Annotated in this window: 19 protein-coding genes; 14 read left to right on the top strand and 5 right to left on the bottom strand. The window is 36.5% G+C overall.

The annotated features are described in order from the left end of the window. Positions 1-190: 190 nt before the first annotated feature. Both CC92_RS0110895 and CC92_RS0110890 read right to left on the bottom strand, forming a co-directional pair. Positions 191-1,978 carry an ABC transporter ATP-binding protein gene (locus CC92_RS0110895; RefSeq protein ID WP_029502854.1) on the bottom strand — a complete coding sequence of 596 codons (1,788 nt, stop codon included), beginning with the start codon at positions 1,976-1,978 and terminating at the stop codon, positions 191-193. Then, positions 1,965-3,731, bottom strand: coding sequence for an ABC transporter ATP-binding protein (locus CC92_RS0110890; RefSeq protein ID WP_029502855.1), 1,767 nt, complete (start codon positions 3,729-3,731; stop codon positions 1,965-1,967). Before CC92_RS0110890 ends, CC92_RS0110895 begins: the two co-directional genes overlap by 14 nt. Before the next feature lie 400 nt (positions 3,732-4,131). Here CC92_RS0110890 and CC92_RS0110885 point away from each other — a divergent pair, with 400 nt between their 5' ends. From CC92_RS0110885 to CC92_RS21630, 4 genes are all read left to right on the top strand, one after another. Continuing rightward, positions 4,132-4,929: an ABC transporter ATP-binding protein gene (locus tag CC92_RS0110885; protein ID WP_029502856.1), complete on the top strand. Its 798-nt coding sequence runs from the start codon at positions 4,132-4,134 to the stop codon at positions 4,927-4,929. Between the two features lie 81 nt (positions 4,930-5,010). Next, positions 5,011-5,814 (top strand): ABC transporter permease, encoded by an 804-nt coding sequence (locus tag CC92_RS0110880; RefSeq protein ID WP_029502857.1) that lies wholly within the window; start codon positions 5,011-5,013, stop codon positions 5,812-5,814. Between the two features lie 62 nt (positions 5,815-5,876). Then, positions 5,877-6,653 (top strand): ABC transporter permease, encoded by a 777-nt coding sequence (locus CC92_RS0110875; RefSeq protein ID WP_029502858.1) that lies wholly within the window; start codon positions 5,877-5,879, stop codon positions 6,651-6,653. 118 nt (positions 6,654-6,771) lie between these two features. After that, a complete protein-coding gene (locus CC92_RS21630) occupies positions 6,772-7,626 on the top strand; it encodes a M23 family metallopeptidase (protein ID WP_051650707.1) in 855 nt (284 codons plus the stop codon). Between the two features lie 533 nt (positions 7,627-8,159). Here CC92_RS21630 and trhA read toward each other — a convergent pair. Further along, positions 8,160-8,831, bottom strand: coding sequence for a PAQR family membrane homeostasis protein TrhA (gene trhA / locus CC92_RS0110865; protein ID WP_081842022.1), 672 nt, complete (start codon positions 8,829-8,831; stop codon positions 8,160-8,162). A gap of 380 nt (positions 8,832-9,211) precedes the next feature. Here trhA and CC92_RS0110860 point away from each other — a divergent pair, with 380 nt between their 5' ends. The 10 genes from CC92_RS0110860 (at position 9,212) to CC92_RS0110815 (ending at position 18,805) form a co-directional block, all read left to right on the top strand. Continuing rightward, positions 9,212-9,406 (top strand): DUF951 domain-containing protein, encoded by a 195-nt coding sequence (locus CC92_RS0110860; protein WP_029502861.1) that lies wholly within the window; start codon positions 9,212-9,214, stop codon positions 9,404-9,406. Between the two features lie 278 nt (positions 9,407-9,684). Then, entirely contained in the window at positions 9,685-10,731 is a 1,047-nt protein-coding gene (locus CC92_RS0110855; RefSeq protein WP_031420346.1) for an ABC transporter ATP-binding protein, read from the top strand. Beyond that, positions 10,715-11,578: an ABC transporter permease subunit gene (locus CC92_RS0110850; protein ID WP_029502863.1), complete on the top strand. Its 864-nt coding sequence runs from the start codon at positions 10,715-10,717 to the stop codon at positions 11,576-11,578. The genes CC92_RS0110855 and CC92_RS0110850 overlap by 17 nt, the downstream gene beginning before the upstream one ends. Before the next feature lie 15 nt (positions 11,579-11,593). Beyond that, on the top strand, positions 11,594-13,045 hold the full coding sequence (locus tag CC92_RS0110845) for a GldG family protein (RefSeq protein ID WP_029502864.1): 1,452 nt from the start codon (positions 11,594-11,596) through the stop codon (positions 13,043-13,045). 5 nt (positions 13,046-13,050) lie between these two features. Next, on the top strand, positions 13,051-14,484 hold the full coding sequence (locus CC92_RS0110840) for a DUF4340 domain-containing protein (protein WP_029502865.1): 1,434 nt from the start codon (positions 13,051-13,053) through the stop codon (positions 14,482-14,484). 226 nt (positions 14,485-14,710) lie between these two features. Next, positions 14,711-14,998: a 30S ribosomal protein S6 gene (rpsF, locus tag CC92_RS0110835; RefSeq protein ID WP_029502866.1), complete on the top strand. Its 288-nt coding sequence runs from the start codon at positions 14,711-14,713 to the stop codon at positions 14,996-14,998. A 19-nt stretch (positions 14,999-15,017) separates the two neighbouring features. Continuing rightward, a complete protein-coding gene (locus CC92_RS0110830; protein ID WP_029502867.1) occupies positions 15,018-15,458 on the top strand; it encodes a single-stranded DNA-binding protein in 441 nt (146 codons plus the stop codon). Positions 15,459-15,536: 78 nt separating this feature from the next. Continuing rightward, positions 15,537-15,812 (top strand): 30S ribosomal protein S18, encoded by a 276-nt coding sequence (rpsR, locus tag CC92_RS0110825; RefSeq protein ID WP_029502868.1) that lies wholly within the window; start codon positions 15,537-15,539, stop codon positions 15,810-15,812. A 293-nt stretch (positions 15,813-16,105) separates the two neighbouring features. After that, positions 16,106-17,431, top strand: a complete 1,326-nt coding sequence (locus tag CC92_RS0110820; protein WP_029502869.1) for an MATE family efflux transporter — start codon at positions 16,106-16,108, stop codon at positions 17,429-17,431. 315 nt (positions 17,432-17,746) lie between these two features. After that, the gene (locus tag CC92_RS0110815; protein ID WP_029502870.1) at positions 17,747-18,805 is read left to right on the top strand and encodes a DUF6709 family protein; all 1,059 of its coding nucleotides are present in this window, start codon (positions 17,747-17,749) and stop codon (positions 18,803-18,805) included. A 175-nt stretch (positions 18,806-18,980) separates the two neighbouring features. Here the strand turns inward: CC92_RS0110815 and CC92_RS22540 are convergent, their stop codons facing one another. Both CC92_RS22540 and CC92_RS22535 read right to left on the bottom strand, forming a co-directional pair. Further along, positions 18,981-19,787 carry a hypothetical protein gene (locus tag CC92_RS22540; protein WP_029502871.1) on the bottom strand — a complete coding sequence of 269 codons (807 nt, stop codon included), beginning with the start codon at positions 19,785-19,787 and terminating at the stop codon, positions 18,981-18,983. 34 nt (positions 19,788-19,821) lie between these two features. After that, positions 19,822-20,613, bottom strand: coding sequence for a hypothetical protein (locus tag CC92_RS22535; RefSeq protein ID WP_051650708.1), 792 nt, complete (start codon positions 20,611-20,613; stop codon positions 19,822-19,824). Positions 20,614-20,856 lie beyond the last annotated feature (243 nt).

The following is a 20,856-nucleotide window of genomic DNA, read 5'->3' as shown; positions in this document are numbered from 1 at the left end:
TTGTCGAAATCCTGCTTGTTTGGGTGACAGCACAAATTCGTGTGTGACTAGCTATATTAGATAATATAACAGAAACAAGCAGAGAAAAGTAGGTTATTCAAAGTGGAAGTTAACACTATAATCACCTAGTTCTCTCTGCTTACTTTAACAATAGAGGAAAGCTCTACTGCTTTATCATATCATATACAGTTTATTCTCTTAAGAAGTCATACTGAGACATATAGAGTTCATAGTATTTTCCCTTAAGAGCCATTAATTCATCATGGTTACCAAGTTCGACAATCTGACCGCCATCCACATACATAATCTTACTTGAGTTTTTAATGGTAGAGAGACGGTGAGCTATGATAAAAGAGGTTCTTCCTGCCAGTAATTTTGCCAATCCTTCTTGTAATAGTATCTCGGTTTCCGTATCAATACTAGAAGTTGCTTCATCTAGTATTAATATCTTTGGATCTGCAAGTAAGGCACGGGCAAAGGATATCAACTGTCTTTGACCAGCGGACAAACGGGATCCTCGCTCGTTTACCTCAGTTTCATAGCCTTTTTCTAAGCCTATGATAAAGTCATGGGCACAGACCGTTTTTGCAGCAGCAATGACCTCTTCATTCGTAGCTTCCATGTTACCATAACGGATATTATCCATAATAGTACCAGAAAAGATAAAGCTATCCTGAAGCATGACACCCATTTGCTTTCTTAAGGATTTGATGGTTACACTATTAATATCAATACCGTCAATTAATAGCTCTCCGGAATCTAGATTATAAAAACGGCTGATTAAGTTAATAATAGTAGATTTTCCAGCACCGGTAGGACCAACGATTGCATAGGTTTCTCCTGGTTTTACATGAAAGCTAACTCCATTTAAAATAGGCACTCCATCCTCATAGCTAAAAGTTACATCTTTAAATTCCACATCGCCGATGATTGGAGGCATTTCTGTAGCACCTTCCTTATCCTTTACGGTAACGTCCTCGTCAATTGTCTCAAAAATACGTTCCAGGTATGACATAGCGGTTAATAAAGAGTTATAAAAACTTGCTAAGGTGTTAATCGGAGCCCAGAACCTGCCTATATAAGAGGTGAAGGCAATCAATACACCAGTTGTAATCCCTGCGACACCTCCTGTTATCCAACTGACACCAAGGACATAGATTGCAGCGGTGGTAAGTGTTGAGATATTATCAATCGCTGGCCAAAGCATAAAGTTATAACGAACAGCATCCATCCAGGAAGTACTATAACTCTTGCTAAGATTATTGAAAATCTGAATATTTTCACGCTCTCTAACAAAACTCTGAGTCACGCGAATACCATTAATACTTTCTGCGATATAGGCATTTAAGTTCGATGATTTGTTACTTTGTATCTGCCAAGCAACACGTTGTTTTCTTTTAATAAAGAAGATTAGCGCCATTAAAACAGGAAGACCAATCATACATATACCGGTGAGTCTTATATCAATAGATAACATAAAGCCGACGATAAAGAATAAGCTAAACAATTCGGTAATTGTATTAACAATACCGTTACTTAGAAGATCGCTTAAACTATTAACATAGTTAACAACACGCACCTGAATCTTTCCATGTGGGCGATCATCATAATACGAAAATGGCAACTTCTGAAGGTGCGTAAAAATATCGGTACGTATTTGATGGATAATATTTTGACCAAGTTTTGCTGTAATATTTACTTTAAGTCTAAGAATGATCATATTGATAATATTAATCAGTAGTAATAAGAGGCAGACAACAACGATACCGGCAACACTCTTATTAGGAATAAAATCATCTATAATCTTCATGAAAAAAAGCGGCACTAACATTCCAAGGGCACTGGAGGTCATCATTAATAATATCGTGACTACCATATCTTTACGGTATGGTGAAATATAGTGACCAAGTCGTTTCAGGTGTTTTATATTAAACTCGGATTGTAAGGTTTCATCAATATCGTATTTATTCCTTGCCATGACTAATATCCCCTTTCTGAGCTTTTATCGAATCGAATTCACCATACTGATGGTGGAATACTGTATAATAATAGCCTTTCTTTGCGATTAGTTCGTCATGAGTTCCAGCTTCTCTTATGGTACCTTCGTCAATTACTAAAATCTGATCGGCATCCTTGATGGACGAGATTCGATGTGCAATATAGAAGACGGTATGACGATTTTGTATGGAATGCAAAGCTTCTTGTATCTGTGATTCTGTTTCCATATCTACGGCAGAAGTCGTATCATCAAGAATAATTATGGCAGGATCTTTTAGGATTGCTCTGGCAAGGGAAATACGTTGCTTTTGGCCGCCAGATAAACCAACACCACGCTCGCCGACAATCGTATCATAACCTTCTGGCATCTGTCTTATAAACTCGTCTGCATTTGCAAGTTTTGCAGCACGCTCTACTTCTTCAAAGGAGCAGTTTGGCTTTCCATATGCGATGTTACCTTCAATCGTGTCTGAGAATAAGAAAACATCTTGCATTGCCATACCAATATTGCCACGTAAGCTATAGAGTTCATAATCTTTCACATTAATCCCGTCCACGGTAATTTCACCAGAAGATACATCATAAAAGCGGCATAAAAGATTCATAAGAGTTGATTTACCGGAACCGGTAGCTCCGATAATTCCAACTGTCTGGCCAGGTTTTACATGAAAATTTATATTCTTTAAAATCACATCATCTTCACTATTATAATAAACATGAGAAAACTTAATATCCCCCTTTATTCTGTCAACTTTCATTGGTTCTTCTGGATCTGAAACATCTGGATCTTTATTAATAGTATAATAAATTCGTTCTACAGAAGTAACAAAACGCTGAAAATCATTGGCAAGCCAGCCAGCCATTCTTAGAGGGTTATTAATCATCCATAGATAACCGCTTACCGTAATTAATTGACCTACAGAAATAGTTTCATTGATTGCCATAATTCCACCAACGAGGTAAAGGACGAACAAAGAAAAGTTTGCAAAAAATTCGAAAAATGGTATGTACTTACGCCATTGTGCAGTTGCGTTCAATTCTGCATTTCTATATCCGTCGTTTTCTTTCATGAATTTTTCGATTTCATAATCTTCTTTTGCAAATGCTTTTACAACACGATTTCCGCTAATATTTTCCTGCACTGCAGTATTTAAGCTAGAAAAATGTTTTCTTATGTTGTGAAATGCTGGTTTAATTGCTTTTAACTGCTTCCTTGTGGTAAAAGCTGTTAATGGTACAATGGCGATTAAACATAAGGCTAAACGGTAATCTACCGTAAAAATCATAATCATGGCAAATAGAAATAACAAGGAGTTTTCGTAGACGGAGTAGGTAACATAAGCTACGAAATGACGGATCGCATCCATATCTCCAGTTTGTCTGGACATTAATTCCCCAGTACGGTTTTTGTTGTAGAAATTAAAATCCTGTAGTAAGAGACGGCGATATACATGATCTCTCATAGTAAATAACATTCGTTGTGAAGTAGTTTCAAATAGAAAGAGATAACAGTACTTCATAATGGAACGGATTACCGTCGTTCCAATTAAGATAATCACAAGCTTCCACAGAAGTTCGTACTCGCCTTTCTCTATGACGCGGTCAACAATGATACCGGATACATAAGGGTTAATAATAAACATGGCGGTTGCTACGGTTACCATAATAAATGCAATGATCATCCGCAGTCGGTACTTTTTTAGAAATGAAAAAAACCATTTCATTGGGGTCATGGATCAGTCCTCCTAAGTATTAAAACATTGGTTGTGTACCTTCATTATAGTGAGCTGAAGGTAAAATAAAATGTAGAATATTATGGTTTTCATGTACATTCTTGATGTTACGAAAATGAACGAAACCATACACTGGTACTTTAGCATATTGCAGTTCATTTGTAAACGAATATTGTGGTAAAATATGCTTGTATTATTGACATTCTTACATAATTGTGATAAAATGTAATTTCCTGCATGAAAGCTTAAGAATATGCATATGCAGTATAATTCATGACAAGGAAAAGTTCGCGAAGCGTGCTTTTACTTGTTTTATACCACGGAATTTTCTTGGCAAAATCCAAGAAAAGTCAGCCGCTTGGCAAGATATTTTATAATATTACTACCAGGAGGAACCAATATGATTGAAGTGGAACACATTTCTAAAATCTTTCGAGTGAGCAGAAGAAATTCAGGGTTTAAGGAGGCAGCAAAAGCGCTGTTTCACCGTGAATATGAAGAATTAAAGGCACTCGATGACATCTCTTTTACAATAGCTGACGGTGAGATGGTTGGCTATATCGGTCCAAACGGTGCAGGAAAAAGTAGCACCATCAAAATTTTAAGTGGAATCTTATATCCGGATTCCGGTACCTGTTTTGTGAATGGAAGAATACCTTGGAAAGAACGAAAGGCTCATGTGAAAGACATTGGAGTCGTATTTGGGCAGCGCTCACAGCTATGGTGGGATGTTCCTGTCATTGATTCATTTGAGCTTATAAAGGATATTTATGATATTCCTTTGACTACGTATCGGAATAACCTAGAGGAGCTGATTGCACTTCTTAATTTATCCCAAATTATAAAAACCCCAACAAGACAATTATCTTTGGGGCAGAGGATGCGTTGTGAGATTGCAGCCTCCCTTCTTCATGAACCAAAGATATTATTTTTGGATGAACCGACGATAGGACTGGATGCAATATCAAAGCTAGCAGTACGTGATTTTATTCGGAAACGAAATGAAACTCATAAAACGACGGTTATTCTGACGACACATGATATGCAAGACATTGAGGCTTTGTCAAAGCGAATTATTTTAATTGGTAAAGGCAGACTCCTTATGGATGGAACGCTTGACGATTTAAAATCTGTCAAAGCGGAGGATTCTATTGATGAAGTAATTGCTTCCATGTACCGTAAGTATGATATCGCATAATAAAAGAATATGTAAAATGAATAAGATGTGCTATGCACAGAGAAGCACACGCAAGAATGCGTGCGCAGAAATGAGGAAGATATGAAAAAATATGTTTCTTTTTTTCGCATGCGGTTTTCTACGGGATTGCAATATCGTCAGGCAGCCATTGCGGGAATGTCAACCCAGTTTGTATGGGGAGCTATGGAGATTTTATTATTTAAAGCGTTTTATGAGGCGGATCCGTCAGCGTTTCCGATGGAGTTTTCAGCACTTACGTCTTATATTTGGTTACAACAGGCATTTTTAGCGCTTTATATGATGTGGTTTTTGGAACGAGAAATATTTGATTCAATTACTGGCGGAGGGATTGCATATGAATTATGCAGACCGCTTGATCTATACTCTATGTGGTTTGCGAGAAATATAGCAAACCGTATGTCAAAAGCAGTGCTTCGATGTATTCCAATATTACTTCTTGCTACATGTTTACCAAAACCATATGGAATGCAGCCACCGAGAAGTTTGATTACATTTATATTGTTCTTGTTTTCTATGGGACTTGCGTTACTTGTTACTGTTGCGTTTAGTATGATCTTATATCTCCTATGTTTTTATACTATTTCACCGCTAGGAATACGTATGGTTGCATTTTCCTTGGTGGAATTCTTCTCAGGAGCAGTTATACCACTGCCATTCTTACCGGATGGCATAAGACAGGTGTGTGAACTATTACCGTTTGCTTCCATGCAAAATGTAGCGTTTCGAATCTATAGTGGTGACCTTTCTGGAATCAGAGGATATGGAGCCATCTCCTTACAGCTATTTTGGGTAGTTGCCCTGATTTTATCTGGTAAATTACTACTGAAAAATGCACTGAATAAAGTAGTTGTACAAGGCGGTTAGTATGAAGAGGAGTTCTAAGGAGGTAAAAGATACCGCCTAAGAGTTGATAGGAGTATAAAAGGATGGAATTATATAAAAAATATTTTGGTATTCATTTTCGTAGTGCGATGCAATATAAAGTATCGTTTTTACTAACGACGATTGGACAGTTTTTAGTATCATTTAATATATTTTTAGGAATATATTTTCTATTTGCGAGATTTTCATCTGTAAAAGGATATACTTATCAAGAAGTCATGCTTTGTTTTGCTGTAAATATTATGGCGTATTCTTTAGCTGAGATGTTTGCAAGAGGTTTCGATACGTTTCCTTCTATGATAAACAATGGAGAATTTGACCGTATTTTAGTTCGGCCGAAAGGAATCCTTCTGCAAATTTTATGCAGTAAAATAGAATTTACGAGGATTGGTCGTATGATTCAGGCTATCGTGATGTTTACCTATGGTGTGAAGACAAGTGGTGTTCCTTGGAGTGTAGATAAGATCATTACGGTATGTTTTATGTTAATTGGGGGAACTGCACTTTACAGTGCACTATTTCTGCTATACGCAGCGGTTAGCTTCTTTACAATCGAGGGAATTGAAGTAATGAATATTGTTACAGATGGTGCGAGAGAATATGGGAAATATCCTTTTGATACATACGGCAAAGCCGTATTAAAGATCGTTACCTATGTTGTACCATTTGCGCTATTTCAGTATTACCCTTTTCTTTATTTATTAGGAAGAAATACGAACAAAGTGCTAATTATTTTACCTCTTGCTTCTGCATTTTTTTATCTGCCTTGTTATCTTTTTTTTCAAATTGGATTAAAACATTATAAATCGACAGGATCTTAAGGAATCTACAGACTTGTGCCTGTCGTTAATGTATAAAAAGCACCTCTTAGGACAGAATATACTTGAGGCATACGAAATGCTTATCATATTCTAACCTAGAAAGGTAGGGGTGCAAACAGTGAAAAAACAAAAGTTAAGTGAAATGGCAAAAAAGAAAGTAGTGTATGCAACGCTATTGGTGGGAGTATTTGTTGTTGTCGCAGTTGCCCTAGTAACCATGACAGCAAGAACAGGAGATCAAAAAGATAATAACTTAGTAGGTCTTGATGATTCTGAAGATCAAATAGCTGACATCGGTAAGAACAATGCAAGTATATTGGATGGCACATATACAGGAGATGAGGAGGATGTAGCAAAAGATCCTTCTGATACTTTGGTTGCTACACAGCCAGATGGGGATAAGACACCACAGAACTCAGAGGGAAATACAACAGAGGGAATAACCCAGAAAGACAATACAGCACAGATTACAACGACTCCTCAGGATACTGCCAAGGAGAATACCCCAGTTGATACAAAGCCAGTTATGCAAAACACAGCGGAGAACTTAAAGTTTGATAAGGCAGAAGGATTAGAAAAACCACTAGAGGGAAATGTGATTCTTCCATATAGTGTTGATAAAACCGTATTCCATGCAACCTTAAAACAATACAAGACAAATCCTGCAATCCTGATTCAAGGTGAGATTGGGACACCTGTTAAGGCGGCAGCAAAAGGTATTGTAACAAACATTGAAGAAGCACCATATACAGGAATCACTGTAACTATGGATATCGGTAGTGGATATAAGCTTGTTTATGGTCAATTAGAAAAAAATAATCTTAAGGTTGGCGACGTAGTGGAAGCAGGAAAAGAATTTGCAAAGCTTGCAAAGGTAAGTAAATTCTATACTGTAGAGGGTGAGAACTTATACTTCCAAGTATTAGAGGGAGATAGTAGTTTAGACCCAATGACCTTATTCAAAGAAGAATAAGTAAGTTACGAGTACTGTTTGTAAATCGTGAGGAAAAGAAATAAGTCTGTGAGTAAAGTATTTTCATTGTGAAAGTAAGCACTTGATTGGATAGTGAGTGGAAGTCTATCCAACCAAGTGTTTTTTGTTCTATATTTGTTTAGAGCAATAATTTCGCGACTTCTGCATATAATATGTAATGGAAGGTGGTAAACAAGTGGTACATATCTACAAAAATTAGCAACCGATCTCTTCCTACGTTCTTTTTTCATGCGGCAGAACAACAGCAAAAGGGTTATTGTAGTCAAGATGCTGTGGATGTCAGTAGATTGCGATCTATTGGATATGCGTGGAGGTCCCCCTCCCGGATTACCACTTATTAAAAAACCACTATGTTCGGTTGCTTGACATAGATCAAAGGGTGCTGCCCAGACAATCTGTATGACAGGTTGTTTGGGCAGCACCCTTATTCAAGTGTGAAAAGAAATTCTAAGCCAGTAAACTACACTGACTAAGAATTTCTAATTTCACACCTACTAAGAGGAATATTTGCATTAAACTAAATAATACATCAGGATGTAGTGACAAAGCGTGCCACCGATGCAAAACAGGTGAAAAATTTCATGAGAGCCAAAATTTTTATGTCGTCCATTAAAAATCGGAAGCTTTAATGCGTATATGACTCCACCTATCGTATAGATAATTCCACCAGCTAGAAGCCACAGGAAGGCAGGTCTTGAAAGAGAATTTATTAACTGTGTAAAGGAAAAGATACAGCTCCATCCCATCGCAATGTAAATCGTAGAGTTTACCCACTTTGGACAATGAATAAAGAAAAGAGCCTGAAAGATTCCAATGAGTGCGAGTACCCATATGACGATAAAAAGAACCAGTCCTGTTGTATTTCCAAGAGCAATTAAACAAATAGGAGAATAGGAGCCAGCGATTAAAATATAAATCATCATATGATCGATTTTCTTTAATTTTGTATTAACTTCTATGGAGATATCAAAAGAGTGATAAATAGTACTTGCACTATATAATAAGATAACGCCTAACATAAATAAAATCATGGATAATAACGGTGCATACCCTGGCATATGATATGCCTTTAGTAAAAGCGGAGGTGTGGCAATTAACGCAATAATAGTAAAGATAAGATGCGAAATAGCACTACCAGGATCTTTGAATTTGAATTTGGATGTAGTTTGCCTTTTCATTTCCATTAGCATAGTCAACCTTCTTTCTTTTTGTTTTAAGCGCTTGATGTCTGAATTTATAGTTCCAATATTATCCATGGTAATAAGTAATACATCTAATAGCTATGGATGATATTATATGTAGTAATAGAAACTATATACTAGATATGATAATACTACATTGAAGAATAAATTGCAATACTTTTTGTATTGTTGTCTTACTTAACCTATTGGGAAAGATGTTGTAGCCTTGATGATAGAAAAATCGTATGTTATAATAGTTTTAAATTTTACGTAGTACGTTGTATTCATAGTAAGGAAAAGTTTATTTTAGCAGTACAACCTGCTAGTAATTGCGGTATGCAATGGGTGTAAGAATGTAGAATAAGGAGTTAAGGTGATTGACGATGGATTTAAAAATTGGTGATAATATTAAGATGAAGAAACCACATCCATGCGGAAGTAATGAATGGGAAATACTACGGGTTGGTATTGATTTTCGTCTAAAGTGTAAAGGGTGCGGACATCAGGTGATGCTTCCAAGAAAACAGGTTGAAAAGGGAATACGTCAGGTAATACCTGCAGATAAAACAGATAGATAGAAAAAAATAATATAGAGATCAAATTATGATGTAGTAAATTGCTGTAGCATTGCCATACAGCACAACGAAAGATTAGATGGTTCCTATAACAATAAGGACAGGAAGAGCATGGTATGAAGCTGAAAGGCTTAATACCATGCTCTTTTCGTTCACAGAAAAATCACATATTTTTCCACGTTTCTTCACAAACAGTTGATACCATTTATCTAGTATCATTTTGGGTCTATGGGCGGAGAAACAAGGAGTTTAATGGTTTGGATCAAAAGGAGGAGAAGAAGTTGATTGAGGTAAAAGGTTTGGTGAAGAAGTATGGAAATCATTTGGCAGTTGATCACCTTAGCTTCACAGTAGAACGAGGACAGATACTGGGTTTTTTGGGACCGAACGGTGCTGGTAAGTCTACGACTATGAATATGATCACAGGATACATATCAGCCACAGAAGGAACCGTAATTATCAATGGGCATGATATTTATGAAGAGCCGGAAGAAGCAAAAAAGAGTATTGGCTATCTTCCAGAACAGCCACCAGTATATCCTGACATGACAGTGCGAGAGTATCTTTATTTTGTAGCAGAACTAAAGAAAGTACCAAAAATGCAAAGAAAATCAATGATAGAGGAAATTATAGGTCGTGTTAGACTAGAAGAAGTAGGGCACCGACTCATAAAGCATCTTTCGAAAGGTTATCGCCAAAGGGTAGGCTTTGCACAAGCAATCATTGGGTATCCAGAAGTAATTATATTAGATGAGCCAACTGTAGGATTAGATCCTATGCAAATTATTGAAATTCGTGACTTAATCCGTGATCTTGCTAAGCAACATACCATCATTTTAAGTTCTCATATTCTCTCAGAGATTAGTGCGGTATGCGATACGATTATGATCATTAATCATGGCAAGCTTGTTGTAAGTGATACACCAGAGATGTTAGCAAAACATCAAAAAGGTACAAATAATCTTATCCTTTCAATAAAAGGAGATAAAAATACAGTAGAAGAGGCTCTTCTTGCATTAGAAGGGATTGAGAAGATAGAAATTAAGGAGAATGAAGAAACACATCTAATCGAGGTATCCATACATCAAAGCATTGACATAGATGTCCGTGAAGATGTCTTTTATGCCCTTGCAAAACATAGATGTCCAATCTTTGAAATGCACACAACATCAGTTACTCTTGAGGATATCTTCTTAGAATTAACAAAGAGTGAAGAAAAAGATTTAGGGGATGAGATAGAACAAAAAACAATATCACAAGATAATCAGGGGGAAAGTGTAGTAAAAGAAACAGAAGAGGAGGAGCTAAGAGATGATAGCAATTTATAAAAAAGAGCTTAGAGCCTATTTTCATTCTATTATTGGTTATTTATTTATTGCGTTCTTTTTATTCTTTATCGGACTTTATTTTTATATCAATAATGTTTATTCTGGATATGCAAATTTCTCGTATTCTCTCTATGGAATACGTTATTTCTTTACGCTTTTAATTCCCATGGTAACAATGAGAATTATGGCTGAAGAAAATCGCCAGAAAACAGACCAGCTTTTATTAACCTCACCGATTTCATTAGAGAGAATTATAATCGGAAAATATGTAGCTGTACTAACAGTATTTGCAATAGTAATGACCATCTCAGGTATTTATCCACTCGTACTTAGTAAGTATGGTGATGTCAATTTGGTTTCATCCTATACAGCGATACTTGCCTTCTTTTTTATGGGCGCAGCTTATCTTGCGATCGGATTGTTTATCTCAGCGATGACGGAAAGTCAAGCTCTTGCAGCAATTATTACTTTTGCTGTGGTGTTAATCACAACCCTTAGTTCTACGCTTGGGCAAGTACTGCCAACCGATAATTTTACGGCAGTAAAAGTGTTCTTACTATTTGTGTTATTACTTGCCATAATTACGTATGTAATGATGCATAATTTAACGTTTTCTATCTTGGTTGGTTTATTAGGTAGTGGAATCGTTGGTGGACTTTATTTGATAAAACCAAGTGTTTATGATGGCTCTGTGGTTAAATTCTTTGACTGGTTAACGATAAGCACAAGATTTGATAGTTTTGTTTACGAAGTTTTTGATTTATCAGCCATCGTATATTACCTTAGTGTGATTTGCATCTTCGTATTCTTAACGATTCAAGCATTGAAAAAGAGAAGATGGAGCTAGGAGGGAGGAATTGTCATGAGTGAGAAAAAAGAACATAACATTGGAAAAGGAATCAAATCCTCCTTTCAGAGCCGTAAGTTTAAAGGAGGAGCCTATGCAACAGTTATTTCTGCGGTTGTTATCCTCATCGTTTTATTGATTAATTTATTTGTTCAGGAACTTGGAATTACGAAGGATTTAACTGCGGATAGCAGGTATTCTTTAACCGATGAAACAAAAGAATTAATTAAGAGTATAGATCAAAATATAACGATTTATTATCTTGTAGAAAGTGGTAACGAGATCGATGAGTTTGATCGTATCGTAAAAAACTATGATAACATAAATAGTAAAATTACAGTGAAATATAAAGATCCAGTTCAGTACCCGAAGTTTGCCTCTCAGTATGTAGAGGATGAAATTGGAACACAGAGCTTTCTTGTTGTAAATGAAGATACCAATGCAGCAAAATATATTGCTTATGAGGATTTACTGGATTATGAAATTAACTACACAACGTATCAGTACGATGTGACAGGATTAAAGGTCGAAGCACAGATTGATGCAGCAATTGCAGCCGTAACAAACGAAGATTTACCTACTGTTTATACTCTGACAGGACATGGGGAGACCTCAGTTTCATCCTACTTATCTGAATTATTGAAAGATAATAACATCACAGCAACAGAATTTAGTTCTTTAACGGCTCAATCAGTTCCTGAGGACTGTGATGTTTTACTTATTAATATGCCACAATACGATCTAACCGAAGAAGAGGCTGCATTAATTAAGGACTATTTAGTCCAAGGAGGCGATGCAATCTTCTTGGTTGACTACGTCACCTATACCCTACCTAATGTAGTAAGTTTATTAAATTATTATGGAGTAGATGTTGTCGAAGGCTTTGTCGTAGAGGGAGATTCTCAGTATACGATGAGTAGTAGGTATCCAACACTCTTAGTACCAAAAATTTCAAGTCATGAGTTTGTTAAAAATATAAAAGATAAGAAATATATTATTGTACCGTTAGGTAGCGGACTAACAATTCGTAATGACATAAGAGAAACCGTGGAAACAGATACGATCTTGAAAACCTCTGACAGTGCATATTCTAAAATAAATATTAACTCCACAGTGGCAGAAAAAGAGGAAAATGATATTTCAGGTCCATTTATTCTAGGGGTTGAAGCAAGAGAAGCAGTTGGAGAAGAAGAGACTAGAGTTGCTGTTTATACTGGTAAAGCATTCTTAGAGGACCAATACCTACAGACAGCTAGCTTCGGTAATGCTGACTTAATAATTAACACAATCAATGAGATGTCAGATCAGGAAAATTCTCTATCGATTCGTTCCACCAGTCTAGACGAACCAATGGTATCAATGAATACAGCCCAGAAGAATAAGATTGGTCTTGTTGTCGTTGTTATCCTTCCACTGTTATTCCTTGCAACAGGCATCACAGTTGTGGTTCGTAGGAGGAGAAAATAGTATCTATGAATAAGAAAAAGAAAAAAAACACGTTAACAATAATTTTTTTACTTCTAATTCTAATCCTTGCAGGAATCAGTTATGGGATGCTTAAGTCACATAATGATAAAATAGAAAAAGAAAAAGAGCAGGAAGATGCGGAAGATTCCAAAGTAGTGTTAAATGATTTTGAAGCGGATAGTATTGTTAATATCTCTGTAACTTCAACGGATGGTAATTTTGTCTTCGTAAAAGAAGAAGATACTTGGGTTTTACAGGGAGAAGAGGATTATCCGCTTAGTCAGTCAAAACTTAGTTCAATGGCAGCAGGTATTGCAAAATTATCAGCAGAACGCTTGGTAGTAGAGAATGCAGAAGATTTGTCGGAATATGGACTGGATCAGCCGAGCATTTTAGTAAAAGCTGTAACGATTGAGGGAAAGGAATATTCTTTACAAATCGGGGATAAACTTGCAACAGACACTGATTATTATGGTATTGTAGCAAATGAAGATACCGTATACGTAATACCTATGGCAACAAGAACAAAATATGTGGTTACAAAAGATGACTTGTTTGATATTGAAAGTTCTCCATCAATCACAGCAGACAATATTCGAGAAGTGAAAGTGACAAGTGAAGCGTTTGGTGATTTTCATATGGTATACGATGAAAATAATCCAATTGATTATAGTGGAACAGGGACTTATCCTTGGTATATAAAAGATACTTATGTTAACCCAATCAATATGGATAATACGATGACTGGTGAAATACTGTCTAACTACACCGTATTTTCTTTTAGTAAAGGGATTGATTATAAGGTAGAGAACCAGAAAAACTACGGCCTTACAGCTCCAAGCGCCACGGTATTCGTAAGATACTTATCAACAGAGGGAGAAGAAAAATCCTATACATTACGGATAGGAAATACCGATTCCGAGGGAAACTACTATGTTTCACCTGAAGGTTCCAATCGTACCTATCTGATGACAAAGGATTCAGTAGATAAGAAGATTAATATAGAAGATAAGGATAGTTATCTAAGTAAATTTACTCATATGGTTAACATTTTAAATATTGAGAAGGTTTCGGTGTCTGCGGCTGGAAAGAATAAGGTATATGAGATTAAACGAACTGATGCTACAGATTCTGATGGAAATACTACCACCACAGAAACATTTTATATCGATGGTGTGGAAGCGGATGAAACAGAGTTTCGAACTACTTATCAGCAAATCATTGGTCTTAAGATGGCAGAGCCGTTAAAAGAAGTGGTTCATATTAGCGGAGATGCTGTATTAACACTAACCTTTACTGAGGCAGATGGAGAGAAATTGATTGTAGAATATCATCCATATAGTGATGATCGTTATACAGTAACAGTGAATGGTAAAACAAGTGCATTGGCTGATAAGACTGAAATTGATACGTTTGCCGAAACAATTATGAATGAATAACTAACTCATCAAGTCACTAGCTGCCTACAACATCTGCTTCCCCTAGGTTGTGGGCAGTTTGCATAAGAAATTTACAAATTTTCTATCACAGTTATCAAGTATTCCTTTCAATTGTGACTTGCACAAGCATTTTTATTATGTTATAATATCGAATTGTGATATGTATATTAATTCCTTGCTCTCTTAAAAGAAGAGGGCCAGAGACCAAAAGGAGGTGCACGCAACTATGAACAAATATGAATTAGCCTTAGTTGTAAATGCAAAAATCGAGGATGAAGCAAAAAATGCTACAGTGGAAGCTGTAAAAGAGCTTATTACAAGATTCGGCGGTAACATTACTAACGTTGATGATTGGGGTAAGAAGAGACTTGCTTACGAAATCCAGAAGATGAAAGAAGGTTATTATTATTTCATCAAATTCGATGCTGATTCTACAACTCCAAACGAAGTTGAACAAAGACTTCGTATTATGGAGAACGTAATCAGATTTTTATGCATTAGACAGGACGCATAACAAAGGGGGTTATCCTTAAATGAACAAAGTCATCTTAATGGGTAGACTTACCAGAGACCCAGAAATCAGATATTCACAAGGTGCAAATTCTCTTGCAATTGCAAGATATTCCTTAGCAGTAAACCGTTCCTTTAAGAGGGAAGGCGAGCCAGATGCAGACTTTTTTAACTGTACTGCTTTTGGTAGAAATGCGGAGTTTGCAGAAAAATATTTGAAACAAGGTACTCGAATCTTAATTTCCGGAAGAATCCAACAGGATAATTATACGAACAAAGAAGGCCAGAAGGTTTACAGCGTTCAAGTTATCGTGGACGAGCAGGAATTCGCAGAAAGTAAGAATGCATCAGGCGGTGAGTCTGGTGGATATCAGCCATCTGCAAGACCTACTCCAAGTGCAGCTGTCGGTGATGGCTTCATGAACATTCCAGATGGAATTGATGAGGAGTTACCATTTAACTAATACCCAAACAAATCCTGATATGTGTAAGAGCAAAATCGTAGGCGAAAGTCTACAGTATCGAATAAGGAGGAAATAAAAATGGCTTTTAATAGACAAGATAAAGGCGATAAGGGCGACGCTCCAATGAAGAGACGTATGACCCGTAGAAGAAAGAAAGTTTGTGTTTTCTGTGCAGATAAAACTCACACAGAAATCGATTATAAGGATGTAAATAAGTTAAAGAGATACGTTTCCGAAAGAGGTAAGATCCTTCCTAGAAGAATTACTGGAAACTGTGCAAAGCACCAGAGAGCTCTTACAGTAGCTGTTAAGCGTGCTCGTCACATCGCTTTAATGCCATACACTTTAGATTAATTAAAAATATTATTTAAAAGGAACCGCTTCATAGGAAACTATGCAGCGGTTTTTTGTGTAAGTAAAACTTTTTATGTAAGCTGAAGTTTTTAGGCTTTGTGTTTCTATAATACAACAATAAATAGTGTCTCCAAAAAAATGCTAATATAGATTATCTAATAGTATTTCTTTAATAAACTACAAGCATAGGCGACGTTATTATTTATTTTTCCTGCATCCAGTGTTATAATGAGGAAATGCAATGAGAACGAAGGTAATAAAACGAAGGTTAAAAACGAAAGAGGCGTTACATAATGAAAGAATTAACCGAAGGAAACATCAAGAAACAACTAATCAGTTTTTCTATCCCAATTATCTTAGGAAACATCTTTCAATTAACTTATAACGCAGTGGATTCCATTATCGTGGGTAGGTTTATTGGAAAGGATGCACTTGCTGCGGTTGGTACAGCAAATCCGATTATGAATATTGTGATACTTGGTATCACCGGAATATGTATTGGTGCATCGGTATTAATGAGTAACTTGTTTGGTGCTGGCAAATATGAGGATTTAAAGAAAGAATTATCTACAACATTATTGTTCGGGGCATTTTTCTCTGTAATTATCACGATGCTTGGAGTACTCTGCTCTACTGGAATACTTAGGCTTATGAAGGTACCGGAAGATATTATAGGAGAAGCGTCTATCTATCTGAAAATTATATTTTTAGGAATGCCATTTACATACCTTTATAATGCGTTTGCTTCAGCACTTCGAAGTGTAGGGGATTCGAAAACCCCAATTCTATTTCTTTCATTTGCATCCATATTAAATGGCTTGCTTGATTTGATATTTATTGCGGGCTTTGGTTTTGGTATAGTAACTTCTGCGCTTACCACCATAATTGCAGAGGCAGCTTCTGCCCTATTATGTATATACTATGTAAATCGTAAGGTATCCATGCTTCGATTAAAGAGAGCTGAGTTAAAACTTGATCGCAGATTATTGAAAGAAACTTTAAAACATGGCTCCATAACTGCACTACAACAATCTTGTCAACCGATTGGTAAGCTATTAATCCAAGGTGCGATCAATCCTCTTGGGGTAGATACGATGGCGGCTTTTAATGCAGTTAATCGGGTCGATGATTTTGCATTTACGCCAGAGCAAAGCATAGCGAGTGCAATGATGACTTTTGTAGCTCAGAATAGGGGTGCGGGTAAAAAGGAGCGAATGCGAAAAGGACTCAGTAACGGTCTTTTTGTTGAAGTTTTATACTGGGCAATGATATGCATCGTCATTACATTATTTAAGACACCAATTATGAAGCTTTTTGTTTCGGGTGAGGAAGAAGCTTTAATCAAGGTTGGTACTACTTATTTGGGGTACATGGCATTTTTCTACTTGCTGCCTGCATTTACAAACGGCTTACAAGGATTCTTCCGTGGAATGGGGGATATGAAGATCACACTGGTTGGGACAATAACGCAGATTTCACTTCGTGTATTATTCGTTTTTCTTCTTGTGCCAAAGGTGGGGATGGTTGGCGTAGCATTTGCAAGTTTGCTTGGTTGGATAGGGATGCTTTTAGTAGAGTTTCCTTATAGTAGGAGGTATCTAGTAGAGAAAGAGAAATGATCATTTATGAAAAGATAGATAGAGCTATCCTGTTTAATTAGCTTAAATCGAGACATCCCACTGAAAAGGAATTCTTTCTTAGTGGGGTGTTTTATTCTACATACGGATCATTTAGATATAGTTTAGCGCTTGATAGGTATAGTGTGAGAATATAGATGTAACAGTTTAGCTTAGATATATGATAAGTAACAAAAATAAAGCATATGTTATAAAAATAAAAATAGTATTAAAAAAGAATTAATAAATACAAAAATATGACGATATATTTCGAGGAGTGCTTGTTAACACTATCACTACAGCAAAAAGGGGGACCTCATGTTAGAAGAACTGAAATACAGGTACAGAAAGTATACGTTAAAATGGATCGCTATTTGTGTTGTTGTAGCCATTTTAATGCTCATTGCTAGTAAATTTGGAATCATTACTATTCTAAAAGGGCCAGTGGAATTAAAGGGTGCATGGAATCTGGAAGATTTAGAGGGGAAATATGTGACACTAGACGTGGATTGGGTAATTGGGACATTTGCAGAAGAAACCAGCACCAATGCAAAGACGCGTGTGACTACGACGAAAAGTGTATGTTATTTGGGAAGCTATTATGATGAAGCTTCGAATTATCAAGCAATCTATGGTATTAAGGTTAGTAATAGCAAAAAAGACGGTTTAGAAAGAATTATGGATGCAATATATAATGGTTCATACTCATATGAGAACCAGAGAATTACAGGTACATTTCAGAAGATGGATGGCAAGATACTACAATACTATAATGAGGTGTTGGCAGAGGGAGATTTACTTGCTGACTCGATACCCTATGCTATCTTCGATGAAGAAGTAAATGGTGTTGATATTATCATTGTTTATATACTAACTGGTGCAGCTGCAATTGCACTTATTATTGCAATCATCGGACTGATTGGACTACTGATTGGAAAGCCAGATAAATACATAAAGAAATTTTTAGATAGCAATCGTAAGGTTACACTTTCTGGATTGGAGTTAGAATACAGTAAGGGAAAACTAATCGGAATGAATATCGTTGCTGGAAGAAAGTATACGTTTTATCAAACAGGAGCTTATATGCACGTAGTAGATCATAGTGATTTTGTATGGGCATATTATTTTAGTAGAAGTGGGAAGAATTCACAAAGCTTAGTTCGTACGTTTAACAGCAATAAGAATAAATTAGATATAAATGCCTGCAGGGTGGATGCAGAGGCATTATTACTATACTATCAGGAGTCCCAACCTCAAATGATCGTAGGATATGATAAGGAATTAGAAAAATGTTTTCATAAGGATTTTGAGACATTTTTAGGGTATTGTTATAATGAGGCGAAGACAAAGTGGGAAACAGAGGAACAGCTCTTTTAAAAGAGTTATTGAATAAATACTTTAAGATAAATAAAAACGGACAGACTAAATTATCCGAGGTGTACAAGGCGGATAAGAAGTCTGTCCGTTTTTAATTAATTAGAGTGGTGAACCAATCGCAGACATCAAAGTGTAATTAGTAATAATAAAGACTTTAAGTATAATCTGGTATTACCTATAATTCATTAAAGTTAGCGACAATTGCATCAACAAGTTCCTCGCTCGACATAACTAATAAAATTACATCGTCTTTGTAAGTAACAGAAGTTTTCTCGGCTCCAGTACAAATCCATTTTGCTGGATTTGCATTTGCTTTGATATCCTTTGCTATACTTTCAACATCGGCACCCTCAGGGACACGAAGTAATACTACAGAATGAGGGGTTACACGTATCATAGCATCAGATGCGAGTGCTTCAGCGCCTTTTATGGAATCGATAAACAAATAATAAGAGAAGTTATCTTCATTAATTTCAATATTGGAGACCATCGGTAATTCATCAATACCTTCTAGTAAGGAATCCATCATATCGGTAAGACTCTGCTTTTGCACCTCTGGTGTAGGGGTTACTGTAGGGGTGGGTGCTTTTGTTGGCTTTGGAGGCTTAGTAGGAACTTTCGTTGGTTTCGGTGTTAAAGTAGGAGCTTTTGTAGGCTTTGGTGTTGCAGTAGGAGCACTTGTTGGATTTGGTGTAGAAGATGGAACACTTGGGGTTTTCGTTGGCTCCGTAGTTAATTCGGGTTCTTTTGTAGGTTCTACTGTTATCTCCGCTTCTTTTGTAGGCTCTATAGTAGAAGTAGGTTCTGTAGTAGGATTCTCTACTGGTAATGTAGGCTCTATGGTGGGGGTTATTGGTGCTTCGGTAACCGTAGCATCAGGATTGTTGGAAGGCTCTACATTACTAGCTTCCTTCTTATTGGAACAAGCAGTCACACTGAAAGCCAAAACTGCGACAGCAAATAAATAGTGAGAACGTTTCATTTGTATTCTCCTTAGGATTTAGAGTGTTAGATCTTTATTGATTCTCAAAGTTAGCTACAATTGCATCTGCCACTTCTTCAGTTGACATAACTAATAAAATAACATCGTCTTTATAAGTAACAGATACTTTTTCAGCTTCAACACAGATCCATTTCCTTGGATTTGCATTAGCCTTTACCTCATTTGCTATACTTTTTACATCACTACCACTTGGAACACGTAAAAGAACTACAGAATGTGCGACTGACATCATGGCAGCGTCAGAAGCAAGACCCTCTGCTCCAGGAATTGCATCCAAATTTAAATAATAGGAAAAATTATTTTCATCAATTGTAGTATTCATAACCATTGGAAGGTTAACTCCGTCTAGAATAGTACTCATCATATCTTCTAAGCTTTTCTTTTCTGCGGGAGCTTCTGGGGTAGCAGTTGGAGCTTTTGTAGGTTTTGGAGTACTAGTTGGCTTTGGTTTATTGGTAGGTTTTGGGGTACTGGTTGGTTTACTTGGTGCCTTTGTAGGTGTTGGTGTCTTTGTAGGAGCTTTTGTAGCTTCCGGGGCTTTTGTAGGTTGTACGGTAGCTGTTGGCTCCTTTGTAGGTTCTATGGTTGGTTTGGTAGTCGGTTCTTGTGTCGGTTCTTTGGTTGGTTCATCAGTTGGTGTATTCACTGGTGCTTCAGTTGGCGTACTAGTAGGTTCCGTTGTTGGAGCTTCTGTTACGGTAGGAGTAATGGTGGCTTCTACGTCACTATCTCCATTTTTTCCAGAGCAAGCGGTCATACTAATAGCTAGGGTAGCTGATAGTAATAAACATAAAGATTTTTTCATAATGATTCTCCTTTTCCTTTGTAATTTCAACTTTGTTGAGATACATGGTTTAGACGAATTAAGGGTAGCTATAGTTCCATTTATTTAACAAACTGTTTCATAAAAGTTTCATAAATTGTTTCATTTCTCTTCTTTTGGTAGGTTATACTATTATTAAAGCTCACTTTTAGAGTGAATTGAAGTAGTTCGAGAGACTGAAATTTGGGTTACAATTGAAAAGGGGCTTTATTAATCGCGCCTAAG

This window comes from Lachnoclostridium phytofermentans (assembly GCF_000733755.1).
GTDB lineage: Bacteria > Bacillota > Clostridia > Lachnospirales > Lachnospiraceae > Lachnoclostridium > Lachnoclostridium phytofermentans_A.
This window is presented reverse-complemented; position numbering and strand designations above follow the sequence as displayed.

What these genes read in the sequence shown, in the direction of transcription:
- CC92_RS0110895 (WP_029502854.1), bottom strand. Translation starts at nt 1,978, where the DNA reads ATGGCAAGGAATAAATACGATATTGATGAAACCTTACAATCCGAGTTT.
- CC92_RS0110890 (WP_029502855.1), bottom strand. Translation starts at nt 3,731, where the DNA reads ATGACCCCAATGAAATGGTTTTTTTCATTTCTAAAAAAGTACCGACTG.
- CC92_RS0110820 (WP_029502869.1), top strand. Translation starts at nt 16,106, where the DNA reads ATGAAAGAATTAACCGAAGGAAACATCAAGAAACAACTAATCAGTTTT.
- CC92_RS0110875 (WP_029502858.1), top strand. Translation starts at nt 5,877, where the DNA reads ATGGAATTATATAAAAAATATTTTGGTATTCATTTTCGTAGTGCGATG.
- CC92_RS0110885 (WP_029502856.1), top strand. Translation starts at nt 4,132, where the DNA reads ATGATTGAAGTGGAACACATTTCTAAAATCTTTCGAGTGAGCAGAAGA.
- trhA (WP_081842022.1), bottom strand. Translation starts at nt 8,831, where the DNA reads ATGGAAATGAAAAGGCAAACTACATCCAAATTCAAATTCAAAGATCCT.
- CC92_RS0110850 (WP_029502863.1), top strand. Translation starts at nt 10,715, where the DNA reads ATGATAGCAATTTATAAAAAAGAGCTTAGAGCCTATTTTCATTCTATT.
- rpsF (WP_029502866.1), top strand. Translation starts at nt 14,711, where the DNA reads ATGAACAAATATGAATTAGCCTTAGTTGTAAATGCAAAAATCGAGGAT.
- rpsR (WP_029502868.1), top strand. Translation starts at nt 15,537, where the DNA reads ATGGCTTTTAATAGACAAGATAAAGGCGATAAGGGCGACGCTCCAATG.
- CC92_RS0110840 (WP_029502865.1), top strand. Translation starts at nt 13,051, where the DNA reads ATGAATAAGAAAAAGAAAAAAAACACGTTAACAATAATTTTTTTACTT.
- CC92_RS0110860 (WP_029502861.1), top strand. Translation starts at nt 9,212, where the DNA reads ATGGATTTAAAAATTGGTGATAATATTAAGATGAAGAAACCACATCCA.
- CC92_RS0110815 (WP_029502870.1), top strand. Translation starts at nt 17,747, where the DNA reads ATGTTAGAAGAACTGAAATACAGGTACAGAAAGTATACGTTAAAATGG.
- CC92_RS0110830 (WP_029502867.1), top strand. Translation starts at nt 15,018, where the DNA reads ATGAACAAAGTCATCTTAATGGGTAGACTTACCAGAGACCCAGAAATC.
- CC92_RS22535 (WP_051650708.1), bottom strand. Translation starts at nt 20,613, where the DNA reads ATGAAAAAATCTTTATGTTTATTACTATCAGCTACCCTAGCTATTAGT.
- CC92_RS0110845 (WP_029502864.1), top strand. Translation starts at nt 11,594, where the DNA reads ATGAGTGAGAAAAAAGAACATAACATTGGAAAAGGAATCAAATCCTCC.
- CC92_RS22540 (WP_029502871.1), bottom strand. Translation starts at nt 19,787, where the DNA reads ATGAAACGTTCTCACTATTTATTTGCTGTCGCAGTTTTGGCTTTCAGT.
- CC92_RS0110880 (WP_029502857.1), top strand. Translation starts at nt 5,011, where the DNA reads ATGAAAAAATATGTTTCTTTTTTTCGCATGCGGTTTTCTACGGGATTG.